The following is a 23,967-nucleotide window of genomic DNA, read 5'->3' on the forward strand; positions in this document are numbered from 1 at the left end:
CGCTCGCCGCATGGGGCACCTTCCCGTTATGCTGGTTGGCCACCCATCCGGGTTTCGATTCGCATGACCGATGATGCCGAAGTCAGGGCCAACGCGCCCGAATGGAGCGTTTCCGAGCTGTCCGCCGCCTTGCGCCGGACGGTGGAGGACGCCTACGGCCACGTCCGGGTGCGGGGTGAAATTTCCGGCTATCGCGGGCCCCATTCCTCCGGCCACGCCTATTTCTGCCTCAAGGATGCGGGCGCGCGGCTCGATGCGGTGATCTGGAAGGGCACCTTCCAGCGCCTGCGCCTCAAGCCCGAGGAGGGGCTGGAGGTGGTGGCGACGGGCAAGCTCACCACCTATCCGGGAAAGTCTGGCTACCAGATCGTCATCGAGGCGCTGGAGTTCGCCGGTGCCGGCGCCATCATGGCCATGCTGGACGAGCGCAAGCGCCGCCTTGCGGCCGAAGGTCTGTTCGATCCCGCCCGCAAGCAGGAGCTGCCGTTCCTGCCCAAGGTGATCGGCGTCGTCACCTCGCCCACCGGGGCGGTGATCCGCGACATCCTCCACCGCCTCAACGACCGATTCCCCCGCCGGGTGCTGGTCTGGCCGGTGCGGGTGCAGGGCGAAACCTCGGCGGCGGAGGTGGCGGCTGCGATCCGCGGCTTCAACGAACTGCCCGAGGGTGGGACGATCCCCCGGCCGGACGTCATCGTGGTGGCGCGGGGCGGCGGCGCGCTGGAGGATCTGCTCGGCTTCTCCGACGAGGCAGTGGTGCGCGCGGCGGCGGAGAGCATGATCCCGCTGGTCTCGGCCGTGGGCCACGAAACGGATGTGACCCTCATCGATTTCGCCGCCGACGTGCGCGCGCCGACCCCCACGGCTGCGGCCGAGATGGTGGTGCCTGTGCGCACCGATCTCATCGCCACGGTTGAAGACCTCGGCGCGCGCCTCGTCGCCGCGCCCCTGCGCCTTCTCGACCGGCGCCGGGCGGATCTGCGCGGCCTCGCCCGGCTCCTGCCGGCGGCGGAAACCCTGCTGGCCCAGCCGCGCCAGCGCCTGGACCTCGCCGCCGAGCGGCTGCCGCGCGCCCTGCGGGCCAACGCCTCCGCCCACCGGCTCCAGCTCGCGGCGGTGCAGGCGCGCCTCTCGCCGGAGGCCCTGCGCACACGGCTGGCGCGGGCTGGCGAACGGCTCGACGTGCTGGACGGGCGCATGCGGCGGGCGCTGGAGGTGCAGAAGGAGCGCCGCACGGCGCGTCTCGCCTCGCTTGCGCAACTGCTCAAGGCGCTCTCCTACAAGGAGGTGCTGGGGCGCGGCTTCGCGCTGGTGCGCGATGCCGGCGGCCATGCTGTGCGGCGGGCGGCGGGCATTGCGGAGGGGGCGGCGCTGAGCCTCGAATTCGCCGATGGCCGCGTCGCTGTGCGGGCCGGGGAGGGCGTGCCCCCGCCGGAGGCGACCCCCCGGCCGGCGCCTCGCGCCCCCGGGCGCAAGCCAAAGAAGGTAGAGGGGCCGACGCTTTTCGACCCCTGATGGTGCGCCCCTTTCGCGTTGCGGCGCAAAGGGCTATCCTTGTCACAAACCAGTTTTCGGGACGCTCCCCAGGTGATGAACAGATTCGAACGCTTCCCCGAGCCCCATGGCGAGGCGGAAGTGCGCTACCTTGATGGTGAATTCCGCATCCTGCGGCCCGGCAGCTTCGTGCGCTGCGCCGTGACCGGGCAGACCATTCCGCTGGACGAGCTGCGCTACTGGAGCGTCGACCTGCAGGAAGCCTATGCCAGCCCCGAGGCCGTGCTCACCCGCGTGCGCGAGCAGCCGCGGCAGGGGTGAAGGGCGGCTTCCGCCTTTTCCTGTGTCTTACGCGCTGTCGTCCTCCGGCTTGACCGGAGGACCCAGGGTGCCGTCCGCCCCAGTTTTCGAAAGCTTCCCCAAGCGGAACGGTGGGCCCTCCGGTCAAGCCGGAGGACGACGGTATTTGAATGCCTCGATGGGGCGTTTCACCCCTGCGGCTGAAGCGTCTCCAGGAAGCCGATGGGCTGGCCGCTAGACGGTCCGGTCAGCTCGCCTTCCCACATCACCTTGCGGCCGCGCACGAAGGTGCCCACGGGCCAGCCGGTGACTTCCTTGCCATCGTAGGGCGTCCACTGGGCGCGCGAGGCGATCCAGCCGTTGGTGATGGTGGCGCGGCGCTTCAGGTCCACCACGGTGAAGTCGGCGTCGTAGCCCACCACGATCCGCCCCTTGCGCGCGATGCCGAACAGGCGCGCCGGGCCGGCGCTGGTGAGGTCGATGAAGCGCTCCAGCGTCAGGCGGCCGGCGGCGATGTGATCGAGCATCAGCGGCACCAACGTCTGCACGCCGGTCATGCCCGACGGGCTTTCGGGATAGGGCTTGCTCTTTTCTTCCAGCGTGTGCGGCGCGTGGTCGGAGCCAAGCACGTCGACGACGCCGTTGCCGATCGCCGCCCAGAGCCCGTCGCGGTGGCGCTCGCCGCGCACCGGCGGGTTCATCTGGGCCAGCGTGCCGAGCCGCTCGTAGCATTCGGGCGCGGCCATGGTGAGGTGATGGGGCGTCACCTCCACCGAGGCGACATCGCGCGCATCGGCGAGGAAATCCATCTCCTCGGCCGAGGTCACATGAAGCACATGCACCCGCGCGCCGGTCTCGCGGGCGAGGTTGACGAGGCGACGGGTGGCGGTGAGGGCGGCGATCTCGTCCCGCCACACCGGGTGGGAGGAGGCATCGCCCGGCACGCGCAGGCCCTTGCGCTCCTGCAGGCGGGGCTCGTCCTCGCAATGGAAGGCGGCGCGGCGGCGGATGACCTTTAGGATGTTGCGCACGCCGTCGTCGTCCGGCACCAGCAGCGAGCCGGTGGACGAGCCGATGAACACCTTGACGCCGGCGGCGCCGGGCAGGCGCTCCAGCTCCGGCAGGTCCTTCACATTGTCATGGGTGCCGCCCACGTAGAAGGCGAAGTCGCAGTGCATGCGGTTCGTGCCGCGGGCGATCTTGTCTTCCAGCGCGGAGGGGTTGGTGGTCTGGGGAATGGTGTTCGGCATCTCGAACACGCCGGTCACGCCGCCCATGACGGCCGCGCGGGAGCCGGTCTCCAGATCTTCCTTCTGCTCCAGCCCGGGCTCGCGGAAATGCACCTGCGTGTCGATGACGCCGGGGAGGATATGAAGGCCGGTGGCGTCCACCACCTCGCCCGCGCTCGCGGCGGAGAGATCGCCGATGGCGCGGATGCGCCCGCCCGTGACACCGATGTCGGCAATGGCAATGCCGGCGGGGGTCGCGACCGCGCCGCCCTTGAGCAGCAGATCGAAAGTCACGGGCATGGGAGGGGCTCGCTCTTGAAGGGGACAGGCAGGCGGCCTTAAATCTGGTTTTTATTTTGCTGACAAGGACGGCCCCCATGCCGCTCATTCATTTGAACGATCGTACCCTCATTCGTGCGGAAGGTCCGGAGGCGGTGAAGCTGCTGCACTCCGTCATCACATGCAACGTGAAGACCATGGTGCCGGGCGACGCCCGCTATGGCGGCCTGCTGACCCCGCAGGGCAAGATCATCTCGGATTTCCTGTTCTACTGCCTCGCCGAGGAGAGCTTCCTGTTCGATGCCCCGGCCGAGCGGGCGGAGGACCTGCTCAAGCGGCTGATCTTCCATCGCCTTCGTGCCAAGGTGACGTTTGAGGTGGCGGCGGACCTCGCAGTTGCCGCCGTGTTCGGCGATCATGGCGCGCTGCCGGAAGGCCGGCTCTTCACCGATCCGCGCTATCCCGGCCTCGGCCAGCGGCTGGTGCTGGAGAAGGCGGCGGCGGATGGGCTTTCCAGCGACCTTGCCGCCTATGAGGCGCACCGCATCGCGCTGGGCATCCCCAAGGGCGGCGCGGACTTCACCTATGGCGACACCTTCCCCCACGAGGCCGACATGGACCAACTCGGCGGCGTGGATTTCAAGAAGGGCTGCTATGTGGGGCAGGAGGTGGTGAGCCGCATGGAGCACCGCTCCACCCCCCGCAACCGCCTGGTGGAAGTGATCTTCCCCGCCCCACTGGCAGTGGGGCAGGAAATCGTGGCCGGCGACAAGAGCGTGGGCCAGCTCACCTCCGTTACCGACGGGCGGGGCATCGCCACCGTCCGCCTCGACCGCGCCACCGATGCCCGCGCCGAGGGCGTGCCGCTGACCGCCGGGGCGGTGGAGGTGGAGCTGCGCAAGCCCGAATGGGCGACCTTCCCGCTGGACTGGGAAAAGAAGGTCAGCGCGCTGGACGCCAAGTTCAAGCCCACCTGAAACAAGTCGCAGGAGCCAGAGAGAATGGACGATGCCGCGCCGAAGCCCGTGCGCCAGCCCCTGATCGCGCACGAAGACGGGCACGCCCGCTGCTTCTGGTGCGGCACCGATCCCTTCTACATGGCCTATCACGACGATGAATGGGGCGTGCCGGAGCGCGACAGCCGCGCCCTGTTCGAGAAGCTGCTGCTGGACGGCTTCCAGGCCGGCCTCTCCTGGATCACCATCCTGCGCAAGCGGGAGAATTTCCGCCGCGCCTTCGACGGCTTCGAGCCGGAGGTGATGGCCCGCTACGACGCCGCCAAGGTGGAGGCGCTGATGCAGGACGCCGGCATCGTGCGCAACCGGGCCAAGGTGGAGGGCGCGGTGCTCTCCGCCCGCGCCTATCTCGACCTCCGGGACAAGGGCATCGCCTTCACCGATTTCATGTGGGATGCGGTGGACGGCGAGACGAAGGTGAACCGCCCCCGCCGCATCGCCGACGTGCCCGCAGAGACGGCCGAATCGAAGGCGCTGTCCAAGCGCCTCAAGGGGGCCGGCTTCAAGTTCGTCGGCCCCACCATCGTCTATGCCGCCATGCAGGCGTGCGGCCTCGTGGACGATCATCTGGAAGGCTGCCACTGCGCCAAAGCCTGAGGGGATGGGCGTGAGGCAGCGGGTACTGCGACGCGGAACCGGGGACAGAGCGGGACATTCTGCCCCGCGCCCCTTTCATCGGCCGGCGGCGGCGCCTATATTCAGCGGGCCGGCGCAAGTCGGCTATGGCGATAAATCGGTGTTGGAATAAGCCTTTCGGACCCGGGGGCGGTACCCGGCGCCTCCACCAAAGCCCGTATCCCCTCACCGGGAGACGGGCTCCGGCGGGGGCGAAATAGGATCGACGAGGGTGTAAAGAGCATTCTTTCGCTCGGCATTGTACCGCCGTTATCGGGCTAAACTTATAGTTGCCAACGACAACTATGCTCCGGTTGCTCAGGCCGCGTGAGCGGTTTGACGATCGAAATCAAAGTCCTACCGGGTAGCACTGGATAGGCGGGGTTCGGAGGCACCTGGCAACAGAAGCCTCCACTTCCCTCCCGACCGGCCGAAGGGGGGAAGCGCGCTCCTTCGTTCGTCCTTTCGGCTGCGGCGCCGTCCGCGGGGCCACCCGTTCGCGGGTCCATTCGGAAGGTCTCCGGAGCCTGGCTCGTCATCAGGCCGGAGGGGACTTAAGCGGGCACATGACGGTCGATCACATCCGCTACGATCTTCTCGCCCAGGAGGCCCTGCGCTCCGTGGTGCGCCGCGTGCTCACGGACGTGGCCAAGACCGGCCTGCCGGGCGACCACCATTTCTTCATCTCCTTCGACACCCGCGCGCCGGGCGTCCGGCTCTCGCAGCGGATGAAGGAGAAGTATCCCGAAGAGATGACCATCGTGCTCCAGCACCAGTTCTGGGACCTGATCGTCACCGAGACCTCGTTCGAGGTCGGCCTCTCCTTCGGCGGCATTCCCGAGCGGCTGCTCGTGCCCTTCACCGCCCTGAAGGGCTTTTTCGATCCGGCCGTGAAGTTCGGCCTGCAGTTCGAGACCCTCACCGCCGACGCGGACGGGGAAGAGACCGACGACGCCCCGCTGGAGACGCCCGTCTCGGCCAATGCGCCCGGCTCGAACCCCGTCGCCTCCAACGCCCCGACCCCGCTCAAGCCCGCGCCCGGCGCCGCCTCCGAGCCGGCGCTGGCCAGTGCAGCGTCCTCCGCCGAGGGCGAGGACAAGCCCGCCGGCGGCGCGCAGGTGGTGCAGCTCGACGTCTTCCGCAACAAGAAGTAGCCGGTCGGATCGCCCGGGTGACCGCTGAGACCGATGTGGTCGTAATCGGGGCCGGTGCCGCCGGCCTCGCGGCCGGGGCGCGGCTCAGGGCAGCGGGCATTCCCTTCGAGATCATCGAGGCCGCCCCGACCGCCGGTGGGAGGGCGGCCACCGACACCACCACGCTCGGCGTTCCCTTCGACCTAGGCTGCCACTGGCTGCACGATGCGCGGGACAATCCGTTTACCGCCCTCGCCGATGCCCACGGCTTTCGTGTCGGGCGCGGCGCGCCGATGCGCCGGCGTCTCCTGCTTGGCGACCGCTTCTCCACCGATGCGGAGAAGGATGCCGCCGATGCGGAGGTGGATGCCGTCTTCGACGCCATTTATGCCGCCGGCCAAGCTGGCCGGGACATTTCCGCCGCCGCGGTGATCTCGGAGCAGGGCGCCGGGCGCTATGGCGTCCTCACACGGCACTGGCTGGAGCTCATGTCAGCGGCGGGGCCGGCGGACATCTCGTCCGCCGACTTCGCGCTCTATCGCGACACCGACGACAACTGGCCGGTGCTCGACGGCTACGGCGCGCTCGTGCTGGCGGTGGCCGGTGACCTGAAGGTGACGCTCGGCTGTCCCGTCCGTCGCATCGATCGCAGGGGCCGTCGCCTCGCCATTGAGACGGAGCGCGGGACCATCGCCTGCCGGGCGGTGGTGGTCACGGTGTCCACGGCTGTGATTGCCGCCGGCCGGCTCGCCTTCGAACCCGCTCTGCCGCCGGATATCGCGGAGGCGTTCGCCGCCTTGCCGCTGGGCTTCGCGGAGAAGGTGGCGCTGCTGTTCGACCGGGACATTTTCGGCGTTCCCGAGCGCAGCGGCTTCGACGCGGTGGACCCTGACCAGCCCGGGCGGGCCGGCGCGTCCGTGATGCTGCGGCCGGGCGGCGCCCCGGCGGCCCTCGTCCATGTGGCCGGGCCGGAGGCGCAGGCGGTCGCGGCCGAGGGGGCCGATGCGCTGGCCGAGTTCGCCCTCGGTGTGCTGACCACTGCGGTCGGAGAAGACGTGCGGCGCCATGTGGTGCGGCACCTCACCACCGATTGGGTCGGGATGCCCTTTATCGGCGGGGCCTATTCCTGCGCGCTGCCGGGCAAGGCCCATCTGCGCGCGAAGCTTCACGAGACGTTCGACCCGCGCATCGTCTTCGCCGGGGAGGCGCTGGGCGGTCCCGCCTTCTCCACCTGCCATGGCGCGCACATGTCCGGGATCGCCGCCGCCGAAACCGCCCTCGCACAACTGGAGCACGCCGCATGAGCGCGACCCGCCATCCCCTCGCTCTGGTGGTCGCGGTGTCGCGCAACGGCGTCATCGGCGTCGGCGGGGGGCTGCCGTGGCGGCTGCCGTCGGACCTGAAGCGCTTCCGCGCCATCACCTGGGGCAAGCCGATCCTGATGGGGCGGCGCACCTTCGAGTCCATCGGCAAGCCGCTTCCGGGGCGCACGTCCGTGGTGGTCAGCGCCGATCCCGCCTTCACGCCGCCTGAAGGCGTGCTGAAGGGTGGATCACTCGCGGAAGGGCTCGCACTGGCGGATGACGCGGCCGATGCCATGGGTGCCGACGCCATCATGGTGATCGGCGGCGAGCGGCTGTTTCGCGAGACCCTGCCCATCGCCCGCTGGCTGCACCTGACCGAGGTGGACGCAGCGCCTGCGGGCGACGTGCTCTTCCCCGCCTTCGATCGCGCTCAATGGCGCGAGACCGGTCGCGAGGGGCCGATCCGCGGCGAAAAGGACGAAGCCGCCTTTGCCTATGTGACGCTCGAACGGGCCTGAGCGGCACGCTCAGCGCGCGCCCACCAGTCCCGGCGGGCGCGGCAGGTCGCCGAAGCCCGAGGTGGGCGGCAACTGGCCGTCCGAGGGCGCCGGCACGGCGAAGCGCGGCGGGGGCGGCGGCTCCACCCGGTCCGTGCGGCGCGGCGCGGGCGGCTGCGGCTGGGTCTGGCGCACCACCGGCTGGTGGCGCGGCTCGGCATTGGGCTCGGGCGTGGCGCGGCTTTCCTGCTGGCGCTCGGGCTCGGAACGGGCCGGCGCCGCCTGATGGGTCTGGCGGGACTGGACCTCGCCGGGCGTAGCCGTGCCGGCGGTGCCGGAGGCGGTGGGCACGCCGAAGCCGGTGGCCGGCGCATCACGCCGCTCGATCTCCTGATTGCGATCCACCGCGCGCGGCACCGGCACCGGAGCCGGCTGGGGCGCTGGCGCGGGCGCGACGACCGCGGCCGCCGGAGCGGTCGCAACGGGTGCCGGTGCCGGTGCGGGAGCCACCGGAGCAGGCGCAGGTGCAGGCGCCGTGACGGCCGGACGGGGGGCGGGCGCCGCAGGCGGCGGGTTGGTCGGTTGTGCGGGGGCGACGGCGACCGGGGCGGGAACAGGCGCCGGAGCCGGAGCCGGAGCAGGAACGACTGGCGCGGGCAGGACCGCAGCCGGCGCGACGGTCGTAGGTGCAGCCGGGGCGGTGGCCGGCACCGGGGCTGGCGTTCCACCGCGCTGGCGTTCTTCCAGGCGCCGCGTCTCGTGCTCGATGGCGCGCATGGCGATGACGCTGGTCGCCGCCGCCGCGCTCACCCGCCGCTCGGGCGCCGCCACCGGTCCGCGCCAGGAGACGGCGCCGCCGGGGACGCCACCGGCACTCTCGGCGCCTTCAAAATCGACGCCTGCATCAAGGATCAGCCGCGTCAGGTCGAGGCTGCCGGAGAGGCCGACGCGCACGTTGTCCGCCGTGGTGCGGGCGGGGGACAGGCGGGCGACGCCGTTGACCACGCCCAGCGTTGATTCCACGAAGGCGAGCTTGAGCGGGCCCCTGGCCAGCGCCCGATCGAGCATCTGCGCGGTGCGCCGCTCGTCGGGCGGGGGCGAGAGGGGAGCGGCCTCGGCGAGCACAGCGTCAAGGCCGGCGGGGCTGGCATTCTCGATGACGAGATCGCGCACGCCGAGGGTGCCCTGCCCGGACAGGCTCTGCACGATGGTCTGGACGCTGCGGCCCGAGCCGCCAAGATCCAGCAGCAGGTTCACGCGACCCTTGGGCGGGGTGCGGGCGCCGGCGGGGGCCAGAAGGGCGGCCGCGTCCACTTGCTCCAGCACGAGACGGCCGTCGGCCTGGAGAACGTCGTTCTGCCGCTTCAGGCGGAGGGAGGCGGCGACCCGGCCGCCCCCGAGGCTGCCGGAGAGGTCGCGCAGGTCGAAATCCGTGCCGTCGCTGACCAGCACGAGGCGGCCCTTGTCCAGCGCATAGGGGCCGAGCGCGGCGATGCGGCCGGCGGAAAGTTCCAGATTGAGGCCGATGCCGCCCGCTGCTGCAGGGGCGAGCCGGGCGGTGTTCCACAGGCCGGCCGGTCCGCTCTCCGCACTGGCGCGGGCGGCGAACATGCCGAGGATGCGGGGCACCGAAAGGGTATCGAACGCCAGCTTGCCGGAGAGGCGCGGCACCGCGCCGGGCTCGAACTCCACGCTGCCGGAAACCGGCGCGGCCGCCAGCGAGCCGGTCAATTCGCCGAGCCGCCACGCACCGGCGCGGCGCGAGAGGGTGAAGGCGAGGGCGGTCGGCACCGGGCCTTCCACGGCGGCGGAGGCCTGCGGCAGCAGCCGGCCGAGGTCGGCGCCGTCAAGGCGCATGGCGAGGTTCGGCTCGATGCTGCCGCCGGACAGGCGGGCGGTGCCCTGCGCCTGGGCGGTGAGGTCGGCGAGCGTGATGCGGCCGCGCACCTGCGCCTCGTCCTGCGTCAGCGGATCGACGGAGAGTTCCACGTGGGCCGGGCCGAGCCGCTGGCCGAGCCCGTCCACACCGAGGACGGAAAGCGCACGGCCGCCGTCCGTCGCATCCGCCTTCAAGGCGATGCGCAGCGGCACGCCGGCGGTGGTGCGGGCGAAGGAGACATCGCCAGAGATCTGCCCCATCGTGCCGGCGATGGTGACATTGCGCCCGCCGGCCTCGCCCCAGACGACGGTGCTGTTGAGCTTCACCGGGGAGGCGATGGGCAGGAGGCTGCCGATGACCTGCGCCGTCTCCTCGCCGGCCAGCAGCCGCGCCACGGGCACGAGTCCATCGGCCTTGGCGCCGGAGGCGGCGATGTTGAACTCGCCGCGCGCCGTGGTGGAGAAATTCTCCATCCGCCCGGCACCCTCGACGCGCAGGCCGGCGAAATCGTCCATCACGAGGCGGGCGAGGCGCCAGTTGCCGCCGGTGGCGGAGCCGTCCAGATTCAGGCCGCGCAGCGGCAGGCCGGACAGGGTGAGGTTGCGCCCCTCAAGCGCCACCTGCCCGTCCGCACCTCCGCCCACCGCCGCCGACGCGGTCTGCACCGCGGCGATCAGCGGGTCGAGGTCGAAGCCGTCCAGCGACAGGCGCAAATCGAGCTTGGGCGGCGCGTTGTCCGGCAGCGCAGCCGAGGCCGAGCCGCGCACCCGGCTGGCGGCGAAGGTAGCGTCCAGCATATCCACCGCGATGCGCGACGGACCGGCGGTGACACGGCCGGAAATGCGCACCGGCCCCTTGGCCGCCGCCACATAGTCACGCGGCGCGGTCGGCGCGGCCCAGCGCAGGAAGACGGCCGGGTCATCGGCGGAGAAGGAGACATTGCCGTCGAAGCCGCCGCCACCATTGGCGCGGGTCGGCATGCCGGAGAGGCGGAGCGCAGCCTTGCCGGGCAGCTGCGCCTCGGCGCTGTCCACCCGCCAGCCGGCGGCAGAGCCGGAGATGTCGGCGCGCACGTCGCGCACCATGGTCCCGCCGAGCACGAGCTGGTCTACCGAGAGGCCGATGCGCGAGGCGATGTCCGGCGCGGGCAGGGCAGCGACGCCGCCGAGGAAGCGGGCGAGGGAGGCGGCCGGGCTGCCGCTACCGGCGTCGGCGTCCTTGGTGCCGGTGGCGGCGCGCACGGCGTCGATGTCGAGGCTGCGGGCATTGAGCACCGCATCGAGGCCGATGGCGCGGCCGAGGGCGAGGCGCGCGGACCCGGTGAGCTGCGCCGGGGTGGCCGAGCCGCCCAGCGCCAGATCGAGGCTTTCCGCTAGTACCGCCTCCGGGCTCGCCTTCAGCGTGCCGGAGAGCTGCCAGGCCTCCGCCCCGTCGCCATGGCGGGAAAGGGTGGCGCGGCCGTCGAAGCGCGGCTTGGCGCCGGCCACGTTGAGGCTTCCGTCGAGATCGAGGGCATAGGGGCGGGTGCGCCCGTCGAGAACGATGCGCAGCTTGCCCGCGCCGTCATCGCCGATCTTGCCCAGGGTGGAGCGCACGGCGAACCGCGCCTCGCCGGCCTGGACTTCGCCGTCGAGGCGGAAGGGGCCGGCGAGGGAGCGCGCTTCGCCCTTCAGGTCGAGGTCGTCGATGCTGACGCGATGGTCAGAGGCGCGGTCGAGGAGGTCGAGGCTGCCGTCTTCCACCTCCAGCCGGGCGATGGAGAGTTCGGAAGCCCGGCCGGTGCCGGTTGGCATGGCGACGCGGCCGGCGCTGTCCAGCACCACGCGGATCTGCGGCTTGCGCAGCGTGACGCCGGTGGCCTGGATGTCGCCACGCATCAAGGCGCCGAGGGAGAGCTCGGCGGTCAGTTCCTTCACCGTGCCGCCGGTGGAAACCACGTCGCCGAGGGTCACGTCGCGCAGCACGATGCGGGGCGCGGGCAGGATCTCCGCGTCGATGGGGCCGCGGATGACCACGGGCAGGCCCAGCGTGCGGCCCATCTCGGTCTCGAACGTGCCGCGCCACTGGTTCCAGTCCACCACGAACGGCGCGGCGAAGGCCGCGCTGATGGCGAGGACTATCGCCGAGGCGAGGCTGATGAGAATGCCCTGCACACGCGTCTCCCGATGAGGCCCCCGATCATAAAGGGACGCTTAACCCTATGCGCAGGGATTGCGATCAGATCGCGACGATTTTTCCCGGATTCATGATGTTTTTGGGGTCGAGCGCCCGCTTGATCGCCCGCATGGCCTCCAGCGCCGCGGCGCCGTGCTCCCCCTCCATGTATTTCATCTTGCCCTGGCCGACGCCGTGCTCGCCCGTGGAGGTGCCGCCCATGGCGAGGGCGCGTTCCACCAGCCGCTTCATGTAATGCTTGGCCTTGGCGAGGTCTTCCGGATCGTCCACGTCCACCATCAGCGTGGTGTGGAAATTGCCGTCGCCCACATGGCCGACGATGGGGGCGATGAGGCCCATCTCCACGATATCGCGCTTGGTCTCCATCACGCATTCGGCGAGATTGGAGATGGGCACGCACACGTCGGTGGCCACCGCCTTGGCGCCCGGCCGCATGGGCAGCACGGACCAATAGGCATCGTGCCGCGCCTGCCAGAGCTTGGTGCGCTCTTCCGGCTTCACCGCGAACACCGAGGGGCCGCCGCCGTATTCAGCCGCCAGTTCGCCGAAGCGATCGGCCTGCTCGTGGACGCTGGCTTCCGTGCCGTGGAATTCGAGGAAGAGGGTCGGGGTCTCGGCCAGCGCGAGCTTGGCGTAGGCGTTGGAGGCCTTCACCTGCTCCTCGTCCAGAAGCTCGATGCGCGCCACCGGGATGCCGCTCTGGATGGTGGCGATCACCGTATTGCAGGCGGCCTCGATGCTGGGGAAGGGGCAGACGGCGGCGGAGACCGCCTCCGGGATGCCGTAAAGCTTCAGGGTGATCTCGGTGATGATGCCCAGCGTGCCCTCGGCGCCCACATAGAGGCGGGTGAGGTCGTAGCCGGCGGAGGATTTGCGCGCGCGGGTGGCGGTGGTGAGAATCTCGCCGGTGGGCGTCACCACCTTCAGGGAAAGCACGTTGTCCTTCATGGTGCCGTAGCGCACCGCATTGGTGCCCGAGCAGCGGGTGGAGACCATGCCGCCCAGCGAGGCGTCGGCACCGGGATCGAGCGGGAAGAACAGGCCCTGGTCGCGCAGTTCCTCGTTCAGCCGCTTGCGGGTGACGCCGGGTTCGATCACGCAGTCGAGGTCGGCGGTGTTGACGGCCAGGATGCGGTTCATGCGCGAGAGGTCGATGCAGATGCCGCCGAAGGGGGCGTTCACATGGCCCTCCAGCGAGGTTCCCGCGCCCCACGCGATCACCGGGACGGACAGCTCGTCGCAGACGCGGACCACGGCCTGCACATCTTCCGTGCATTCAGCGAAAACAACGGCGTCCGCAGGCTCGTTGGGCAGGTAGGTCGTCACGTTCGCGTGCTGTTCCCGCACGGCGCGGCCCGTAACGACCTTGTGATCCAATGCGGCCTGCAGGCGCTGCACCGCCTGGGCGATGCGATCGGGCATTGCACTGTCGGATTTCGCGGCTGCGGCAACCATTTACAAATCCTTAACCTTTGTCTGCGCCGGCCGGGCGGGACCCGGATTGCGCAAAAGTGGATTGAACCGTTTTAGAAGCAGTTTCGACTTGACAGTGACTTTTTTGATTCGCTCTGCGGCGCTTTTTCAGGATGACGGATGCCTCCTAGCACGGCACAGTGCTCTCACAAGCGGCAAAATCTGAAACCTGACGAAGCGAGGCGGCCATGCTCGACCGAATCGACTTTGAACCCGTGTTCTTTGCCCCGTTCGTGTCCTCCTCCATGAAGGTGGAGAGCAACTGGATCGACTATAACGGCCATCTCAACGTGGCCTATTACACGCTCATCTTCGACCGGGCGCTGGATGAGGCGCTCTGCCTGCTCGGGCTGGGGCCGACCTACGCCCGCGCCCGCGGCGCCTCCTTCTTCACCGGCGAATCCCACATCCGCTATGCCCGCGAACTGGCTCCGGACTCGCCGGTGCGCGTGACGATGCGGCTGCTCGACTATGACGAGAAGAGGCTGCACCTCTTCCAGTCGCTGCATCATGCCACCGACGGCTGGGTTTCCGCCACGTCGGAGCAGATCACCCTGCACGTGGACCTCGGCTCGCGGCGCGTGGTGCCCTTCCCGGACGACGTGCTGGAACGGATCGCCACCATGCGCGCCGCCCATGCCGGCCTGCCGCCGCTTGACGGCGTCGGCCGCAAGGTGTCCATGCCGTCGCGATCCTGAAGCGCGACTGTTGAGGCGACCGTGATCCTGACGTCCATCGCGGTCATCGCGGCGCTGCTGCGCCGATGGCGGCTGAGGCGATAACGCCCGGCCGCCTTTCTCTTCGGGGGGCGACTGCTCAATCGGCAACCATGCCTTTACCGTGCGCTCTGCGCAGGTCTGGCATGTCTGGCGGGAAGTTCTGCTGCGCCGCACAGAGGCATATATTGCACTGCGATAAAGCCCCGTAGGGCCAGTGCAGGAGGCCTCCATGAGCGCCGTTACCTTTTCTCCCGACACCCTTTCCCGCGACACCCGTTCTGCCGCTCCCAAGGCTGCGGCTGGCAAGACTGCCGGCAAGGGCTTCTTCGGCCGTCTGATGGACGCGATCATCGCCGCCCGGATGGAGCAGGCCGAGCGCGAGCTGTCCCGTTATGTGCAGCTCAACGGTCGCGATCCGCTGAACTGACACGCTTCAGGTAAGACCCCTCATCCGCGCGGCCGACCCGACCGCGCGGCGAGGGTCAGGGTGGCCCAGCCCTCGATATGCCGCTGGCTGACGAGGTGCAGCCCCTGCGCCCGGTAGGCCGCCAATGCGGCCGGAACCTGGGCGGTGAGCAGTCCCGACAGGACGATACGCCCCCCCGGTGCCAGCAGGGATGCGAGCGGGCGCGCCAGCCGCTTCAGCGGCGGCAGCAGGATGTTGGCGAGGATCAGGTCGTAGGGGCCATGGATGCGGATTGCCCGCGCCCCGGCACCCGCCGCATGAACCATGCGCACCCCCGGCGCCTTGTTGGCCGCCGCATTCGCCTTGGCCGTGCGCACCGCCACGATGTCGATGTCGCTCCCCACGATCTCCGTGTGAAACAGCCGCTCCGCCGCGATGGCGAGCACGCCGGTGCCCGTGCCCACGTCCAGCACGCGCTGCGGGCGTCCCTTGCGCGCGGCGTGGACGATGGCGTGGAGGCAGCCCTGCGTGGTGCCGTGGTGGCCTGTGCCGAAGGCTAGCGCGGCCTCGATCTCGATGCCGATCCGGTGCGGCCCCACCCGGCCGCGATCATGGGAGCCATGGACCACCACCGGTCCGACGGCCACCGGCGCGAGGCCTTCGAGGCTCGCGGCCACCCAGTCCTTCTGCTCGATCTCGCCGAAGGTCACGGCGGCGGCAAGCTCCGGGCCGGCCGCGATCTCCACCAGCTCGCGCAGCATGTCCGGATCGAACGCGGCCCCGGCGTAGACTTCCACCACCCAGTCGTCGTCCGTCCGCTCGAAATTGGCCACGGCCACCTCGGCGGGGTCGAACGTCTCCGAGATCAGGTCGGCGATGCGCTGCGCCTGCCGGCGTGGCGCCTCGACCCGCATCACATGGGTGGCGTCGTTGGGGGGGAGGCCTTCGAGCATGGGTGAAACGTCATCCGTTGTCGCTGGGGCCGCCGTCGCCCGTCGCTCCCGTCACGCGGTTGCGCCCGGCGTCCTTGGCCGCGTAGAGGCGCTTGTCGGCCGCTTCGAGCAGTGCCGTCAAGGTCTGGCCGTCCTCGGGCAATGTCGCGACGCCGATGGAGAGGGTCTGCTGCCGCACCCCGGCCGGCAGCGTGAGCCCCGCCACGCTTTCGTTGAGCATGTGGGCGAGGGCCACCGCCGAGACGTGGGACACCCCCGGCGCCAGCACCGCGAATTCGTCGCCGCCATAGCGCACCACGTGGTCCGACTGCCGAAGGCTCTCGGAGATGGCGCCCGCCAGCAGCCGCAACACGTCGTCGCCGGTGGCGTGGCCGTGGAGGTCGTTGACCTCCTTGTAGTCGTCCACATCCACCAGCAGCAGGCTCATGGGCCGGCCGGTCTTGCGGGCGATTGCCACGAGGTCGCGGCCCAGCGGTTCCAGCTGGCCCCGGTGGAGCACGCCGGTGAGCGGATCAAGCCGGGATGTCACCTCCAGTTGCTCGTAGCGCTGGCGGTAGGTGAGGGTATCGAACACGTCGGCGATGCGCGGGCGCTGCGGATTGCCGGCCATTTCGAAGCGGTCGAGATAGAGGGCAAGCATGAGGGCATAGAGGCCCGCCGCCACCATCTTGCCCATCCAGCCGCCGACGCCCGCGGAGAACGGCACGTCGAGCGCAAAATGCAGCACGCCGAAAAAGCCCACCTGATCGAAGGTGAGCACGAGCGCCAGCGTCGCCCAGATCACTGCCACCGGATGCCGCTTCACCCGCGACGACAGGCGTTCGTAGACGAGGATCATGGCAATGGAATCGATGAAGAGCAGCAGCGTGCTCCACACCGCCAGCGCGCCGAGCTGGTCCATGAAGGTGATGTCCGCGGGCGTGCCGGGGGCCGGTACCACATCGTGCTGGCGCAGCAGGAAAACGAGCGCCAGCAGCACCAGATTGCCGAGGAAAAGGCCGTAGATGGGCTGGCGCGCGACCAGCGCGTCCTCGCGAATGTAGACGAGCAGCAGAAGCGCCAGTTTTCCGGAGAATAATACCGCGGAGCCCGGCGACAGGGAGACGGCGAGGGGTAACTGCACGTAGTAGGCGGCGGCCAGATACGTCTCCATGAAATGGAGCGAGCCCAGCGCGCAGAAGAACACGCCGATGCCCAGCGTGCCGCGCAAGCGGAACAGCGCGAGCATGGCGCCGAAATACACCAGCATTTCGGCGCCGAGCAGGAGGATGTTGAGTGTGATCATCGATCTGGAATCTGCGGCGCGGGCGACGCTAGGGGAAGATCAGGGCGGAGATGAGGGCCGCCGGGCCGGAATGGGGCGCTATTTGGGTCGTCGCCCGCAAATATTGCGTCAGGCCTTTTCGACGAAGGTATCCACCACCCGTTTCTCGCCCGCCTTGTCGAACTGCACGGTCAGCTTGTTGCCGTCGATGCCCGTGATTTCGCCATAGCCGAACTTGATGTGGAATACCCGCTCGCCACGCTTGAAGGCGGAGGAGGGGGCGGCGGAGGAGGCCACCAGCGTACCCTCGATCACCATCGGCCCGCGCCGCGCCGAAGCGCCGGCATCGTAGCGCCCGCCGCGCTCGGAGAAGCCGCCACGCCCGCCGCTGCCCCCGCCGCCGCCCGTGTCGGAGCGGCCGCGCTGGGTCTGCGCCCTCTGCCAGCCGGGGGTGGAATAGGAGGAGGCGGCGAAGGGCTCGGCCCGGTCGAACCGGCTCTGGCCGTAGCTGCCACCGCCGCCGTAGGACGAGCCGCCCCAGCCCATGCCCCCGCGGCTTTCCTCGACCTGAACATGCGCGTCCGGCAGTTCGTCGAGGAAGCGGGAGGGCACCGTCGAATTCCACATGCCGTGGATGCGCCGATTGGAGGCGAACCAGATGCGGGCGGAGGCACGGGCCCGGGTGATGCCCACATAAGCGAGCCGCCGCTCTTCCTCGAGGCCCGCCTTGCCCTGTTCGTCCAGCGCGCGCTGGTGGGGGAACAGGCCTTCCTCCCAGCCGGGCAGGAACACGGTGTCGAACTCCAGCCCCTTGGCCGAATGCAGGGTCATGACCTGCACCGCATCCTCGCCGGCGCCGTTGTCCACGTCCATCACGAGGGAGATGTGCTCGAGGAAGCCGGAGAGGTTCTCGAACGGCTCCATGGAGCGCACCAGCTCCTTCAGGTTTTCCAGCCGCCCGGCGGCCTCGGCAGAGCGGTCCTTCTGCCACATCTCCGTATAGCCGCTCTCGTCGAGGACGATCTCGGCGATCTCGGTATGAGAGACCGTTCGGGCCTGCTCGCGCCAGCGCTCGAAGGCCTGGATGAGCCCGCGCAGGGTGCCGCGCACCTTGGGCTTCAGTTCCTCGCTCTCGGTGAGCACGCGCGCGGCTTCCTGAAGGGGCACGCCGGCGGCCCGGGCGACGTCGTGGATCTGCTTCACCGTGGCGTCGCCGATGCCCCGTTTCGGCACGTTCACGATGCGCTCGAAGGCGAGATCGTCGGCGGTGGAGTTCACGCAGCGCAGATACGCGAGCGCATCGCGGATTTCCGCCCGCTCGTAGAAGCGCGGTCCGCCGATGACGCGATAGGGCATGCCCAGCGTGACGAAGCGATCCTCGAACTCGCGCATCTGGAACGAGGCGCGCACCAGGATGGCGATCTCCGATAGCCGATGCCCGGCGCGTTGCAGCGCCTCGATCTCCTCGCCGACCGCGCGGGCCTCCTCGCCGCTGTCCCACGCCCCGGTGACGGAGACGCGCTCGCCCTCATCGCCCTCGGAGAACAGGGTCTTGCCGAGCCGCCCCTCATTGTGGGCGATCAGGTGGGCGGCCGAAGCGAGGATGTGGCCCGTCGAGCGGTAATTGCGCTCCAGCCTGATGACCTTGGCGCCGGGAAAGTCGCTTTCAAAGCGAAGAATGTTGTCCACCTCCGCGCCGCGCCAGCCATAGATGGACTGGTCGTCGTCGCCGACGCAGCAGACATTCTTCGAGCCCTGCGCGAGCAGGCGCAGCCACAGATACTGGGCGACGTTGGTGTCCTGATACTCGTCCACCAGCAGATACTTGAAGCGCCGGTGGTATTCGGCGAGCACGTCCGGGTTCTCGCGGAACAGGCGGATGCCTTCCAGCAGCAGATCGCCGAAATCCACCGCGTTCAGCGCCTTGAGGCGCGCCTGATAAGCGGCATAGAGCATCCCGCCCTTGCCGTTGGCGAAGACGGCGCCCTCGCCGGGCGGAACGTCCTTGGGCGAAAGGCCGCGGTTCTTCCAGCCGTCGATGGTGGCGGCGAGCAGGCGTGCCGGCCAGCGCTTCTCGTCGATGTTCTCGGCGGCGAGGAGCTGCTTGAGCAGGCGGATCTGGTCGTCCGTGTCGAGGATGGTGAAGCCGCTCTTCAGCCCCACCAGCTCGTGGTGGCGGCGGAGAATGCGCACGCCGATGGAATGGAAGGTGCCGAGCCAGGGCATCCCCTCGATCTGGTCGCCGACCATGCCATGGATGCGGTCTTTCATTTCCCGCGCGGCCTTGTTGGTGAAGGTCACCACAAGGATCTGCGAGGGAAAGGCGCGGCCGGAAGCGAGAATATGGGCGACACGGGCGGTGAGCACGCGCGTCTTGCCCGTTCCGGCGCCGGCGAGCACCAGAAGCGGGCCGTCAAGCGTTTCCACCGCCTCCCGCTGCTCGGGATTGAGGCCGGAGAGATAGGAGGCCTGCGGCCCGGCGGGCGCGATGCCGGCACGGGCCCGCGCGGCAATGCCGCCGGGCTTCAAGGCGGGAAGCTCTGGCGCTCCGCCGGGTTCATGGCCCGGACGGCGCGGGGATTCAGGCGGTCTCAATGCAACAGGTCTCGGTGCGCGTGATTCGCTCAAGGGAACAAAATGGCATCGCGCGCGCCGGATTGCGAGCTTGGCCGCGGATGATCCTTCACCTGAGCAGTTCGAGCGTGCCCTCGCGCCGCCAGGTTCGGGCCCTGAGCCGGGGTGCCAGCCACCACGACAGCGGCGCGGACACGATCGACGAGCCGATCACGACAAAGGGCATCACGCTCATGGCGTCGCGCGCCAGCGGCGACAGCAGCAGCGCCAGCAGGCCGGCAAAGAACGTGACGGCCTGGATCATCATGAACAGCATGGCGGCGAGTTGCAGCCGGATCGACATGGGCGAGCCTCCTTCCGAAATCACATCCCGGAAGGGCAACAGGTGTGTGCCCGGGGTGGTTCCCGGCGGGCGTTCAGGTTCCTGCGAGGTCACCGGCGGCATCAGGCAAGGAGGCGGCCTTGGGGGCTCCGGCGGCGGGCGGCGGGAGGTGGACCACGTAGAACTTGCGCACCGCCGTCACGCTCTTCCACACCCCCTTGAACCCCGAGGGGATGACGAAGGACTGCCCGGCGAGGAAGGTTTCGGTGTGGCCCGAGGCATCGGTGAGTTCCACCGTGCCTTCGATGAGGACGCAGAATTCGTCCTCGTCGTAGCTCACCTCGATCTCCGACGGGGCGGAGGCCCAGAAGCCCGCCGAGAAGGCGCCAGTGCGATCCTGATACCATTCATGCACGGTCGTCGCCGCACCGGGGTCGAGCGGCGGGTGCGGATCGAAGCGGATGGAGCGGATGGCCATGGGGTCACTCCCTGCGCGCCTGGCGGACGGTGTGGGGCGCATCCTTCGCCTGTCCGGCATCCTGCCGCAAGGGTGCGTGGATGCCTGCGACAAGAATGGCACCGACCCCGAAGAAGGCGACCAGCACCGCCACCCCCGCGCGCTGGCTTTGTGTCAGGGCGGTAACGATAGCGACCGTGGTGGGGGCGGCAAACGAGGTGATCTTGCCGGAGAGCGCGAACAGGCCGAAGCATTCGCCGATGTTCTCGGGCGGCGCGAGGCGCACCAGCAGGGTGCGCGAGGCGGCCTGGAGCGGGCCGGCCACCGCGCCGATAAGGAGGCCGAGGCCCACATAGACCTTCTCCGGCACGGTGCCGTAGAGACCCGTTCCCGGCGCGGTGGGCACGAGGCCGAACAGGATGGAGTCGCGCGCCACCGAGAGAAGCCCGACGCAGGCGACCAACAGCGCGAGGAGCGCGCCGAGGATGACCACGCGCGGGCCGAAGGCATCGTCCAGCCAGCCCCCGGCCAGAGCCCCGGCCGTGCCAGTGAGGGTGAGCAGGATGCCGAAGATCCCGATCTCGATGGAGCCCCAGCCGAAGGTGCCCGCCGCATAGATGCCGCCGAAGGCGAAGAGGGCGACAAGGCCGTCCGCATAAATCATGTTGACGATGAGGAAGCGGGCGAGGGCCGGGCGCGCCCTCAGCTTCGGCACCAGGATGCGGATTTCGGACAGTCCCTTGCGCACCGCCTCGCGCGGCGGCAGACCCTTGTTCCGGTCAGGCACGAACAGGAACATGGGCAGCACCAGCACCGCGAACCACAAAGCGGTCAGCGGGCCGCAGAAGCGGTCGCCCTCGCGGGTCGCGGCGTCGAGGCCGAAGGCCGGCGGCCGGCCGATGAGGGTGAGGCCGGTGTCCGGCGCGGTGGAGAAGAAGCAGAGCATCAGCGCGAGCGACACCAGCCCGCCGAAATAGCCCACCGCCCAGCCGGTGCCGGAAAGCCGGCCCAGCCGCTCCGGCGGCACGAGGTCGGGCATGATGGCGTTATTGAAGACGGTAGCGAACTCCACGCCGATGGTGCCGATGGCGAAGGCGGCGAGGATGAGCGGGATGCGCGTGGTGTCGCCGGGCACCGCGAACCACAGCAGCGCCGAACCCGCCATCAGCATCAGCCCGAAGACCGCGATCCACGGCTTGCGCCGGCCGGAGGCATCGGCCACCGCGCCGAGGATGGGGGAACAGATGGCGATGACGAGCCCCGCTGCGCCGGTGGCAAAGCCCCACAGGCTCTGCCCCTCTGCCGGCGTCGGTGCCACGGCGGACGCGAAATAGGGGGCGAAGATGAAGGTGGTGATGAGGGTAAAATAGGGCTGGCACGCCGGATCGAACAGGATCCAGCCGACCACGGCCCGGCGCGGGACGCGGGCGAAGGGCTGCGAGGAAGGCACCGGCGGGTTCCGCAATGGCTGGCAAGCGATATCGCACCATGGCAGCCCGGGCGCCCGAGGGAAACCGTGCTCCGGCGTGAAGCCTCCTCAGGCGGTAAATTCCGGCATGGGCTCGGCCCCGGCCGGCACCACATGTTCCACCAGCGCCGCGATCGCCGATGCCACCAGCACGACGGCGCCCACCGGCGCGGCGGAGAAGAACTCCTCCTGCACCGCATTGCCGTCTTCGTCCTTGAAGGCGGAGGAGGCGGCGCGCACGGCGACCGCCTCGGTCACGAGATAGCCGTCCTTGATGAGGTCGCGGGCAATGGCCTTGGGCGGGCGCTTGTCCCGCACATGCAGCGGGTCCTCCTCGCCGGCCCGCCACACCACCTTGTAGATGTACATGGCGCTTCCTGCTCCCTGCATCCATCCATCCCCTGAACGCCACGGTTGAGCCCCTCGTTCCGGCCCGCCAAGCGCGATATCGCGGTGCCATGGATCAACTGCCACGCCGCAGCGTTGATGCCCTGTTCGGCGCCGCGGGCGCGAGATTGGGGAGAGGCGGCGATGCTGCAGTCACAGGATCCGTCGTTGTCCGGCCCGGCCGGAGGCGCCGATCTGCCCGGACGGGACCGGCTGCTCGCCTTCTTCACCGCCATCGCCATCGTCACAGTGCTCTATGTGGGGCGCGACGTGTTCGTGCCCATCGCGGTAGCCATCCTCCTCGCCTTCGTGCTGGCTCCGGTCATTCTGGTGCTGAGGCGCGTGCGGGTGCCGCGCACGGCGGCGGCGGTGGTGGTGGTGATCGCCACCTTCGTGGGCCTGCTGGCGCTCGGCTCGGTCATCGCGCTCCAGACCTCCGATCTCGTCGCCGAGCTGCCGAAATACCGGCTGAACCTGAGCGACAAGATCCGCTCCCTGAAGGAGGCGACCGGCGGCTCCGGCACGTTCGAGCGGACCATGGACATGATCCAGGATCTCGGCCGGGAACTGGAGGCGCCGGACCCAGCCAAGGCGGCGAAGGAGGAGGGCGGGCTCCTTGCGACGGGCGGTCGGCCTCTGCCGGTGGAAATCCGCCAGCCGCCGCCCGGCACGCTCGGCACCCTCTCCACCGTCATGGCGCCGCTGCTGCATCCTTTGGCGACGCTCGGCATCGTCTTCATCTTCGTGCTGTTCATCCTGCTCCAGCGCGAGGACCTCAGGAACCGTTTCGTGCGCCTCGCCGGCGCCCACGACATCCAGCGCACCACGGCAGCGCTGGATGATGCGGCACGGCGGCTGTCGCGCTTCTTCCTGGCCCAGGTGGGGTTGAACGCCGCCTTCGGAACGGTGATCGGCCTCGGCCTGTGGTTCATCGGGGTGCCGAGCCCACTCCTGTTCGGCATCGCCGCTGCGGTGCTGCGCTTCGTCCCCTATGTGGGCGCGGCGGTGGCCGCTGCATTGCCGATTGGTTTCGCACTGGCCGTGGACCCGGGATGGACCATGGTGCTGTCGGCCGCCGCCCTCTTCATCGTGGTTGAACCGCTGGTGGGGCACGTCATCGAACCCCTGCTCTACGGCCGTTCCACAGGCCTCTCGCCCGTGGCGGTGATCGCCGCCGCTACCTTCTGGACCTGGCTTTGGGGGCCGATCGGCCTCCTGCTCTCGACCCCGCTCACCTTGTGTCTGGTGGTGCTCGGGCGCCACGTGGAAAGCCTCGAATTCCTCGACGTGGCACTGGGCGACCGGCCGCCCCTGTCGGACAGCGAACTCCTCTATCAGCGCCTTCTGGCCGCGGACCCCATCGAGGCTGCCGCCGCCGCCGAGGAGGTGCTGCGGCAGAAGGATCTCGATGCCTATTGCGACGGCGTGGTGATGCCCGCCTTGAGGCTTGCCCAGCGGGATGCGGCGCGCGGCGCGCTCGACGCCAGCCGGCAGGAGCGCATCCGCGACACCCTCGCCGACCTGCTGGACCATCTGCCGGAGTCGGACGAGAAGCCCGCGGCGGCTGCGGACGAGAGCGGCGAGGCCGCGCCCCGGCCACAAGGCCCGCAAGTGCTGGTCCTGCCCGCCCGCTCGGCCCTCGACGAGGCGGCAGCCCTGCTTCTGGTTCACCGGCTGATGGCGGATGGTATCCAGGCCGAGGCGGGCCCGGCCGGTGGCGCGCGCCGGCTGGCGGCGGGGCAGGCGGAGGCGATCGTCCTCGCCTATCTCTCCCCCGCAACGCCGGCGCACCGCCGCTACACCATCCGCAGCCTCAACCGCGACCGCACCGGCCGGCGCGTGGTGGTGGCCGATTTCATGGCTGAGGAATCGCCGGCCGTCCTTCAGGGCGAGGCGGCGGCGGTGTCCACGGTGAAGGGGGCGGTGGAGGCTGCACAGGTGGAGGCGCCCGCCTCGCCCGCGCCCGCCGTCGTTCCGGTGCGGGCGGGAGCGGCCTGATGAGCCCTCCGACCGAGCCGGAGGG

General features: G+C 69.8%; 20 protein-coding genes and 1 other RNA gene. 11 read left to right on the forward strand and 10 right to left on the reverse strand.

The window, feature by feature from the left end:
* Window positions 1-63 precede the first annotated feature (63 nt).
* Both xseA and ACT535_RS22670 read left to right on the forward strand, forming a co-directional pair.
* Complete coding sequence (gene xseA, locus ACT535_RS22665; protein ID WP_476366127.1) at window positions 64-1,515, forward strand: exodeoxyribonuclease VII large subunit; 1,452 nt, start codon at window positions 64-66, stop codon at window positions 1,513-1,515.
* Between the two features lie 75 nt (window positions 1,516-1,590).
* Complete coding sequence (locus ACT535_RS22670) at window positions 1,591-1,815, forward strand: DUF2093 domain-containing protein (RefSeq protein ID WP_024277804.1); 225 nt, start codon at window positions 1,591-1,593, stop codon at window positions 1,813-1,815.
* A 167-nt stretch (window positions 1,816-1,982) separates the two neighbouring features.
* Here ACT535_RS22670 and ACT535_RS22675 read toward each other — a convergent pair whose 3' ends face one another.
* Window positions 1,983-3,323 carry a dihydroorotase gene (locus ACT535_RS22675; protein ID WP_476366128.1) on the reverse strand — a complete coding sequence of 447 codons (1,341 nt, stop codon included), beginning with the start codon at window positions 3,321-3,323 and terminating at the stop codon, window positions 1,983-1,985.
* 77 nt (window positions 3,324-3,400) lie between these two features.
* Here ACT535_RS22675 and ygfZ point away from each other — a divergent pair, with 77 nt between their 5' ends.
* The 6 genes from ygfZ to ACT535_RS22705 all read left to right on the forward strand — a co-directional run bounded on the left by ygfZ (window position 3,401) and on the right by ACT535_RS22705 (window position 7,888).
* The gene (gene ygfZ, locus ACT535_RS22680) at window positions 3,401-4,279 is read left to right on the forward strand and encodes a CAF17-like 4Fe-4S cluster assembly/insertion protein YgfZ (protein WP_476366129.1); all 879 of its coding nucleotides are present in this window, start codon (window positions 3,401-3,403) and stop codon (window positions 4,277-4,279) included.
* Between the two features lie 24 nt (window positions 4,280-4,303).
* The gene (locus tag ACT535_RS22685) at window positions 4,304-4,915 is read left to right on the forward strand and encodes a DNA-3-methyladenine glycosylase I (protein WP_168461977.1); all 612 of its coding nucleotides are present in this window, start codon (window positions 4,304-4,306) and stop codon (window positions 4,913-4,915) included.
* 69 nt (window positions 4,916-4,984) lie between these two features.
* Window positions 4,985-5,349: a transfer-messenger RNA gene (gene ssrA, locus ACT535_RS22690) on the forward strand.
* A gap of 150 nt (window positions 5,350-5,499) precedes the next feature.
* Complete coding sequence (locus ACT535_RS22695; protein ID WP_476366130.1) at window positions 5,500-6,087, forward strand: SspB family protein; 588 nt, start codon at window positions 5,500-5,502, stop codon at window positions 6,085-6,087.
* A gap of 17 nt (window positions 6,088-6,104) precedes the next feature.
* On the forward strand, window positions 6,105-7,370 hold the full coding sequence (locus tag ACT535_RS22700; RefSeq protein ID WP_476366131.1) for a flavin monoamine oxidase family protein: 1,266 nt from the start codon (window positions 6,105-6,107) through the stop codon (window positions 7,368-7,370).
* Window positions 7,367-7,888, forward strand: coding sequence for a dihydrofolate reductase (locus tag ACT535_RS22705; protein ID WP_476366132.1), 522 nt, complete (start codon window positions 7,367-7,369; stop codon window positions 7,886-7,888). Before ACT535_RS22700 ends, ACT535_RS22705 begins: the two co-directional genes overlap by 4 nt.
* A gap of 9 nt (window positions 7,889-7,897) precedes the next feature.
* Here ACT535_RS22705 and ACT535_RS22710 read toward each other — a convergent pair whose 3' ends face one another.
* Together ACT535_RS22710 and ACT535_RS22715 are read right to left on the reverse strand one after the other, a co-directional pair.
* Window positions 7,898-11,899, reverse strand: a complete 4,002-nt coding sequence (locus ACT535_RS22710) for an AsmA family protein (protein ID WP_476366133.1) — start codon at window positions 11,897-11,899, stop codon at window positions 7,898-7,900.
* Window positions 11,900-11,963: 64 nt separating this feature from the next.
* Window positions 11,964-13,376, reverse strand: coding sequence for an FAD-linked oxidase C-terminal domain-containing protein (locus ACT535_RS22715; protein WP_168461972.1), 1,413 nt, complete (start codon window positions 13,374-13,376; stop codon window positions 11,964-11,966).
* 206 nt (window positions 13,377-13,582) lie between these two features.
* Here ACT535_RS22715 and ACT535_RS22720 point away from each other — a divergent pair, with 206 nt between their 5' ends.
* The gene (locus ACT535_RS22720; protein WP_476366134.1) at window positions 13,583-14,092 is read left to right on the forward strand and encodes a thioesterase family protein; all 510 of its coding nucleotides are present in this window, start codon (window positions 13,583-13,585) and stop codon (window positions 14,090-14,092) included.
* 250 nt (window positions 14,093-14,342) lie between these two features.
* Window positions 14,343-14,540, forward strand: coding sequence for a hypothetical protein (locus ACT535_RS22725; RefSeq protein WP_168461964.1), 198 nt, complete (start codon window positions 14,343-14,345; stop codon window positions 14,538-14,540).
* A 20-nt stretch (window positions 14,541-14,560) separates the two neighbouring features.
* Here the strand turns inward: ACT535_RS22725 and ACT535_RS22730 are convergent, their stop codons facing one another.
* The 7 genes from ACT535_RS22730 to ACT535_RS22760 form a co-directional block, all read right to left on the reverse strand.
* Window positions 14,561-15,472, reverse strand: a complete 912-nt coding sequence (locus tag ACT535_RS22730) for a 50S ribosomal protein L11 methyltransferase (protein ID WP_476328568.1) — start codon at window positions 15,470-15,472, stop codon at window positions 14,561-14,563.
* Between the two features lie 10 nt (window positions 15,473-15,482).
* Window positions 15,483-16,757, reverse strand: a complete 1,275-nt coding sequence (locus ACT535_RS22735) for a GGDEF domain-containing protein (protein ID WP_476366135.1) — start codon at window positions 16,755-16,757, stop codon at window positions 15,483-15,485.
* A gap of 108 nt (window positions 16,758-16,865) precedes the next feature.
* The gene (locus ACT535_RS22740) at window positions 16,866-19,265 is read right to left on the reverse strand and encodes an ATP-dependent helicase (RefSeq protein WP_476366136.1); all 2,400 of its coding nucleotides are present in this window, start codon (window positions 19,263-19,265) and stop codon (window positions 16,866-16,868) included.
* A gap of 154 nt (window positions 19,266-19,419) precedes the next feature.
* A complete protein-coding gene (locus ACT535_RS22745; protein ID WP_476328562.1) occupies window positions 19,420-19,653 on the reverse strand; it encodes a hypothetical protein in 234 nt (77 codons plus the stop codon).
* A 73-nt stretch (window positions 19,654-19,726) separates the two neighbouring features.
* Window positions 19,727-20,110, reverse strand: a complete 384-nt coding sequence (locus tag ACT535_RS22750) for a cupin domain-containing protein (protein WP_476366137.1) — start codon at window positions 20,108-20,110, stop codon at window positions 19,727-19,729.
* A gap of 4 nt (window positions 20,111-20,114) precedes the next feature.
* A complete protein-coding gene (locus tag ACT535_RS22755; RefSeq protein WP_476366138.1) occupies window positions 20,115-21,539 on the reverse strand; it encodes an MFS transporter in 1,425 nt (474 codons plus the stop codon).
* An 87-nt stretch (window positions 21,540-21,626) separates the two neighbouring features.
* Complete coding sequence (locus ACT535_RS22760; RefSeq protein WP_168461937.1) at window positions 21,627-21,947, reverse strand: hypothetical protein; 321 nt, start codon at window positions 21,945-21,947, stop codon at window positions 21,627-21,629.
* A 141-nt stretch (window positions 21,948-22,088) separates the two neighbouring features.
* Here ACT535_RS22760 and ACT535_RS22765 point away from each other — a divergent pair, with 141 nt between their 5' ends.
* A complete protein-coding gene (locus tag ACT535_RS22765; protein WP_476366139.1) occupies window positions 22,089-23,942 on the forward strand; it encodes an AI-2E family transporter in 1,854 nt (617 codons plus the stop codon).
* Window positions 23,943-23,967 lie beyond the last annotated feature (25 nt).

Source organism: Xanthobacter sp. DMC12 (assembly GCF_056314105.1).

Excerpts from the sequence above, each read along its gene's own strand:
- xseA (WP_476366127.1), top strand. The coding sequence starts at position 64 with ATGACCGATGATGCCGAAGTCAGGGCCAACGCGCCCGAATGGAGCGTT.
- ACT535_RS22670 (WP_024277804.1), top strand. The coding sequence starts at position 1,591 with ATGAACAGATTCGAACGCTTCCCCGAGCCCCATGGCGAGGCGGAAGTG.
- ACT535_RS22675 (WP_476366128.1), bottom strand. The coding sequence starts at position 3,323 with ATGCCCGTGACTTTCGATCTGCTGCTCAAGGGCGGCGCGGTCGCGACC.
- ygfZ (WP_476366129.1), top strand. The coding sequence starts at position 3,401 with ATGCCGCTCATTCATTTGAACGATCGTACCCTCATTCGTGCGGAAGGT.
- ACT535_RS22685 (WP_168461977.1), top strand. The coding sequence starts at position 4,304 with ATGGACGATGCCGCGCCGAAGCCCGTGCGCCAGCCCCTGATCGCGCAC.
- ACT535_RS22695 (WP_476366130.1), top strand. The coding sequence starts at position 5,500 with ATGACGGTCGATCACATCCGCTACGATCTTCTCGCCCAGGAGGCCCTG.
- ACT535_RS22705 (WP_476366132.1), top strand. The coding sequence starts at position 7,367 with ATGAGCGCGACCCGCCATCCCCTCGCTCTGGTGGTCGCGGTGTCGCGC.
- ACT535_RS22715 (WP_168461972.1), bottom strand. The coding sequence starts at position 13,376 with ATGGTTGCCGCAGCCGCGAAATCCGACAGTGCAATGCCCGATCGCATC.
- ACT535_RS22720 (WP_476366134.1), top strand. The coding sequence starts at position 13,583 with ATGCTCGACCGAATCGACTTTGAACCCGTGTTCTTTGCCCCGTTCGTG.
- ACT535_RS22725 (WP_168461964.1), top strand. The coding sequence starts at position 14,343 with ATGAGCGCCGTTACCTTTTCTCCCGACACCCTTTCCCGCGACACCCGT.
- ACT535_RS22730 (WP_476328568.1), bottom strand. The coding sequence starts at position 15,472 with ATGCTCGAAGGCCTCCCCCCCAACGACGCCACCCATGTGATGCGGGTC.
- ACT535_RS22735 (WP_476366135.1), bottom strand. The coding sequence starts at position 16,757 with ATGATCACACTCAACATCCTCCTGCTCGGCGCCGAAATGCTGGTGTAT.
- ACT535_RS22745 (WP_476328562.1), bottom strand. The coding sequence starts at position 19,653 with ATGTCGATCCGGCTGCAACTCGCCGCCATGCTGTTCATGATGATCCAG.
- ACT535_RS22750 (WP_476366137.1), bottom strand. The coding sequence starts at position 20,110 with ATGGCCATCCGCTCCATCCGCTTCGATCCGCACCCGCCGCTCGACCCC.
- ACT535_RS22760 (WP_168461937.1), bottom strand. The coding sequence starts at position 21,947 with ATGCAGGGAGCAGGAAGCGCCATGTACATCTACAAGGTGGTGTGGCGG.
- ACT535_RS22765 (WP_476366139.1), top strand. The coding sequence starts at position 22,089 with ATGCTGCAGTCACAGGATCCGTCGTTGTCCGGCCCGGCCGGAGGCGCC.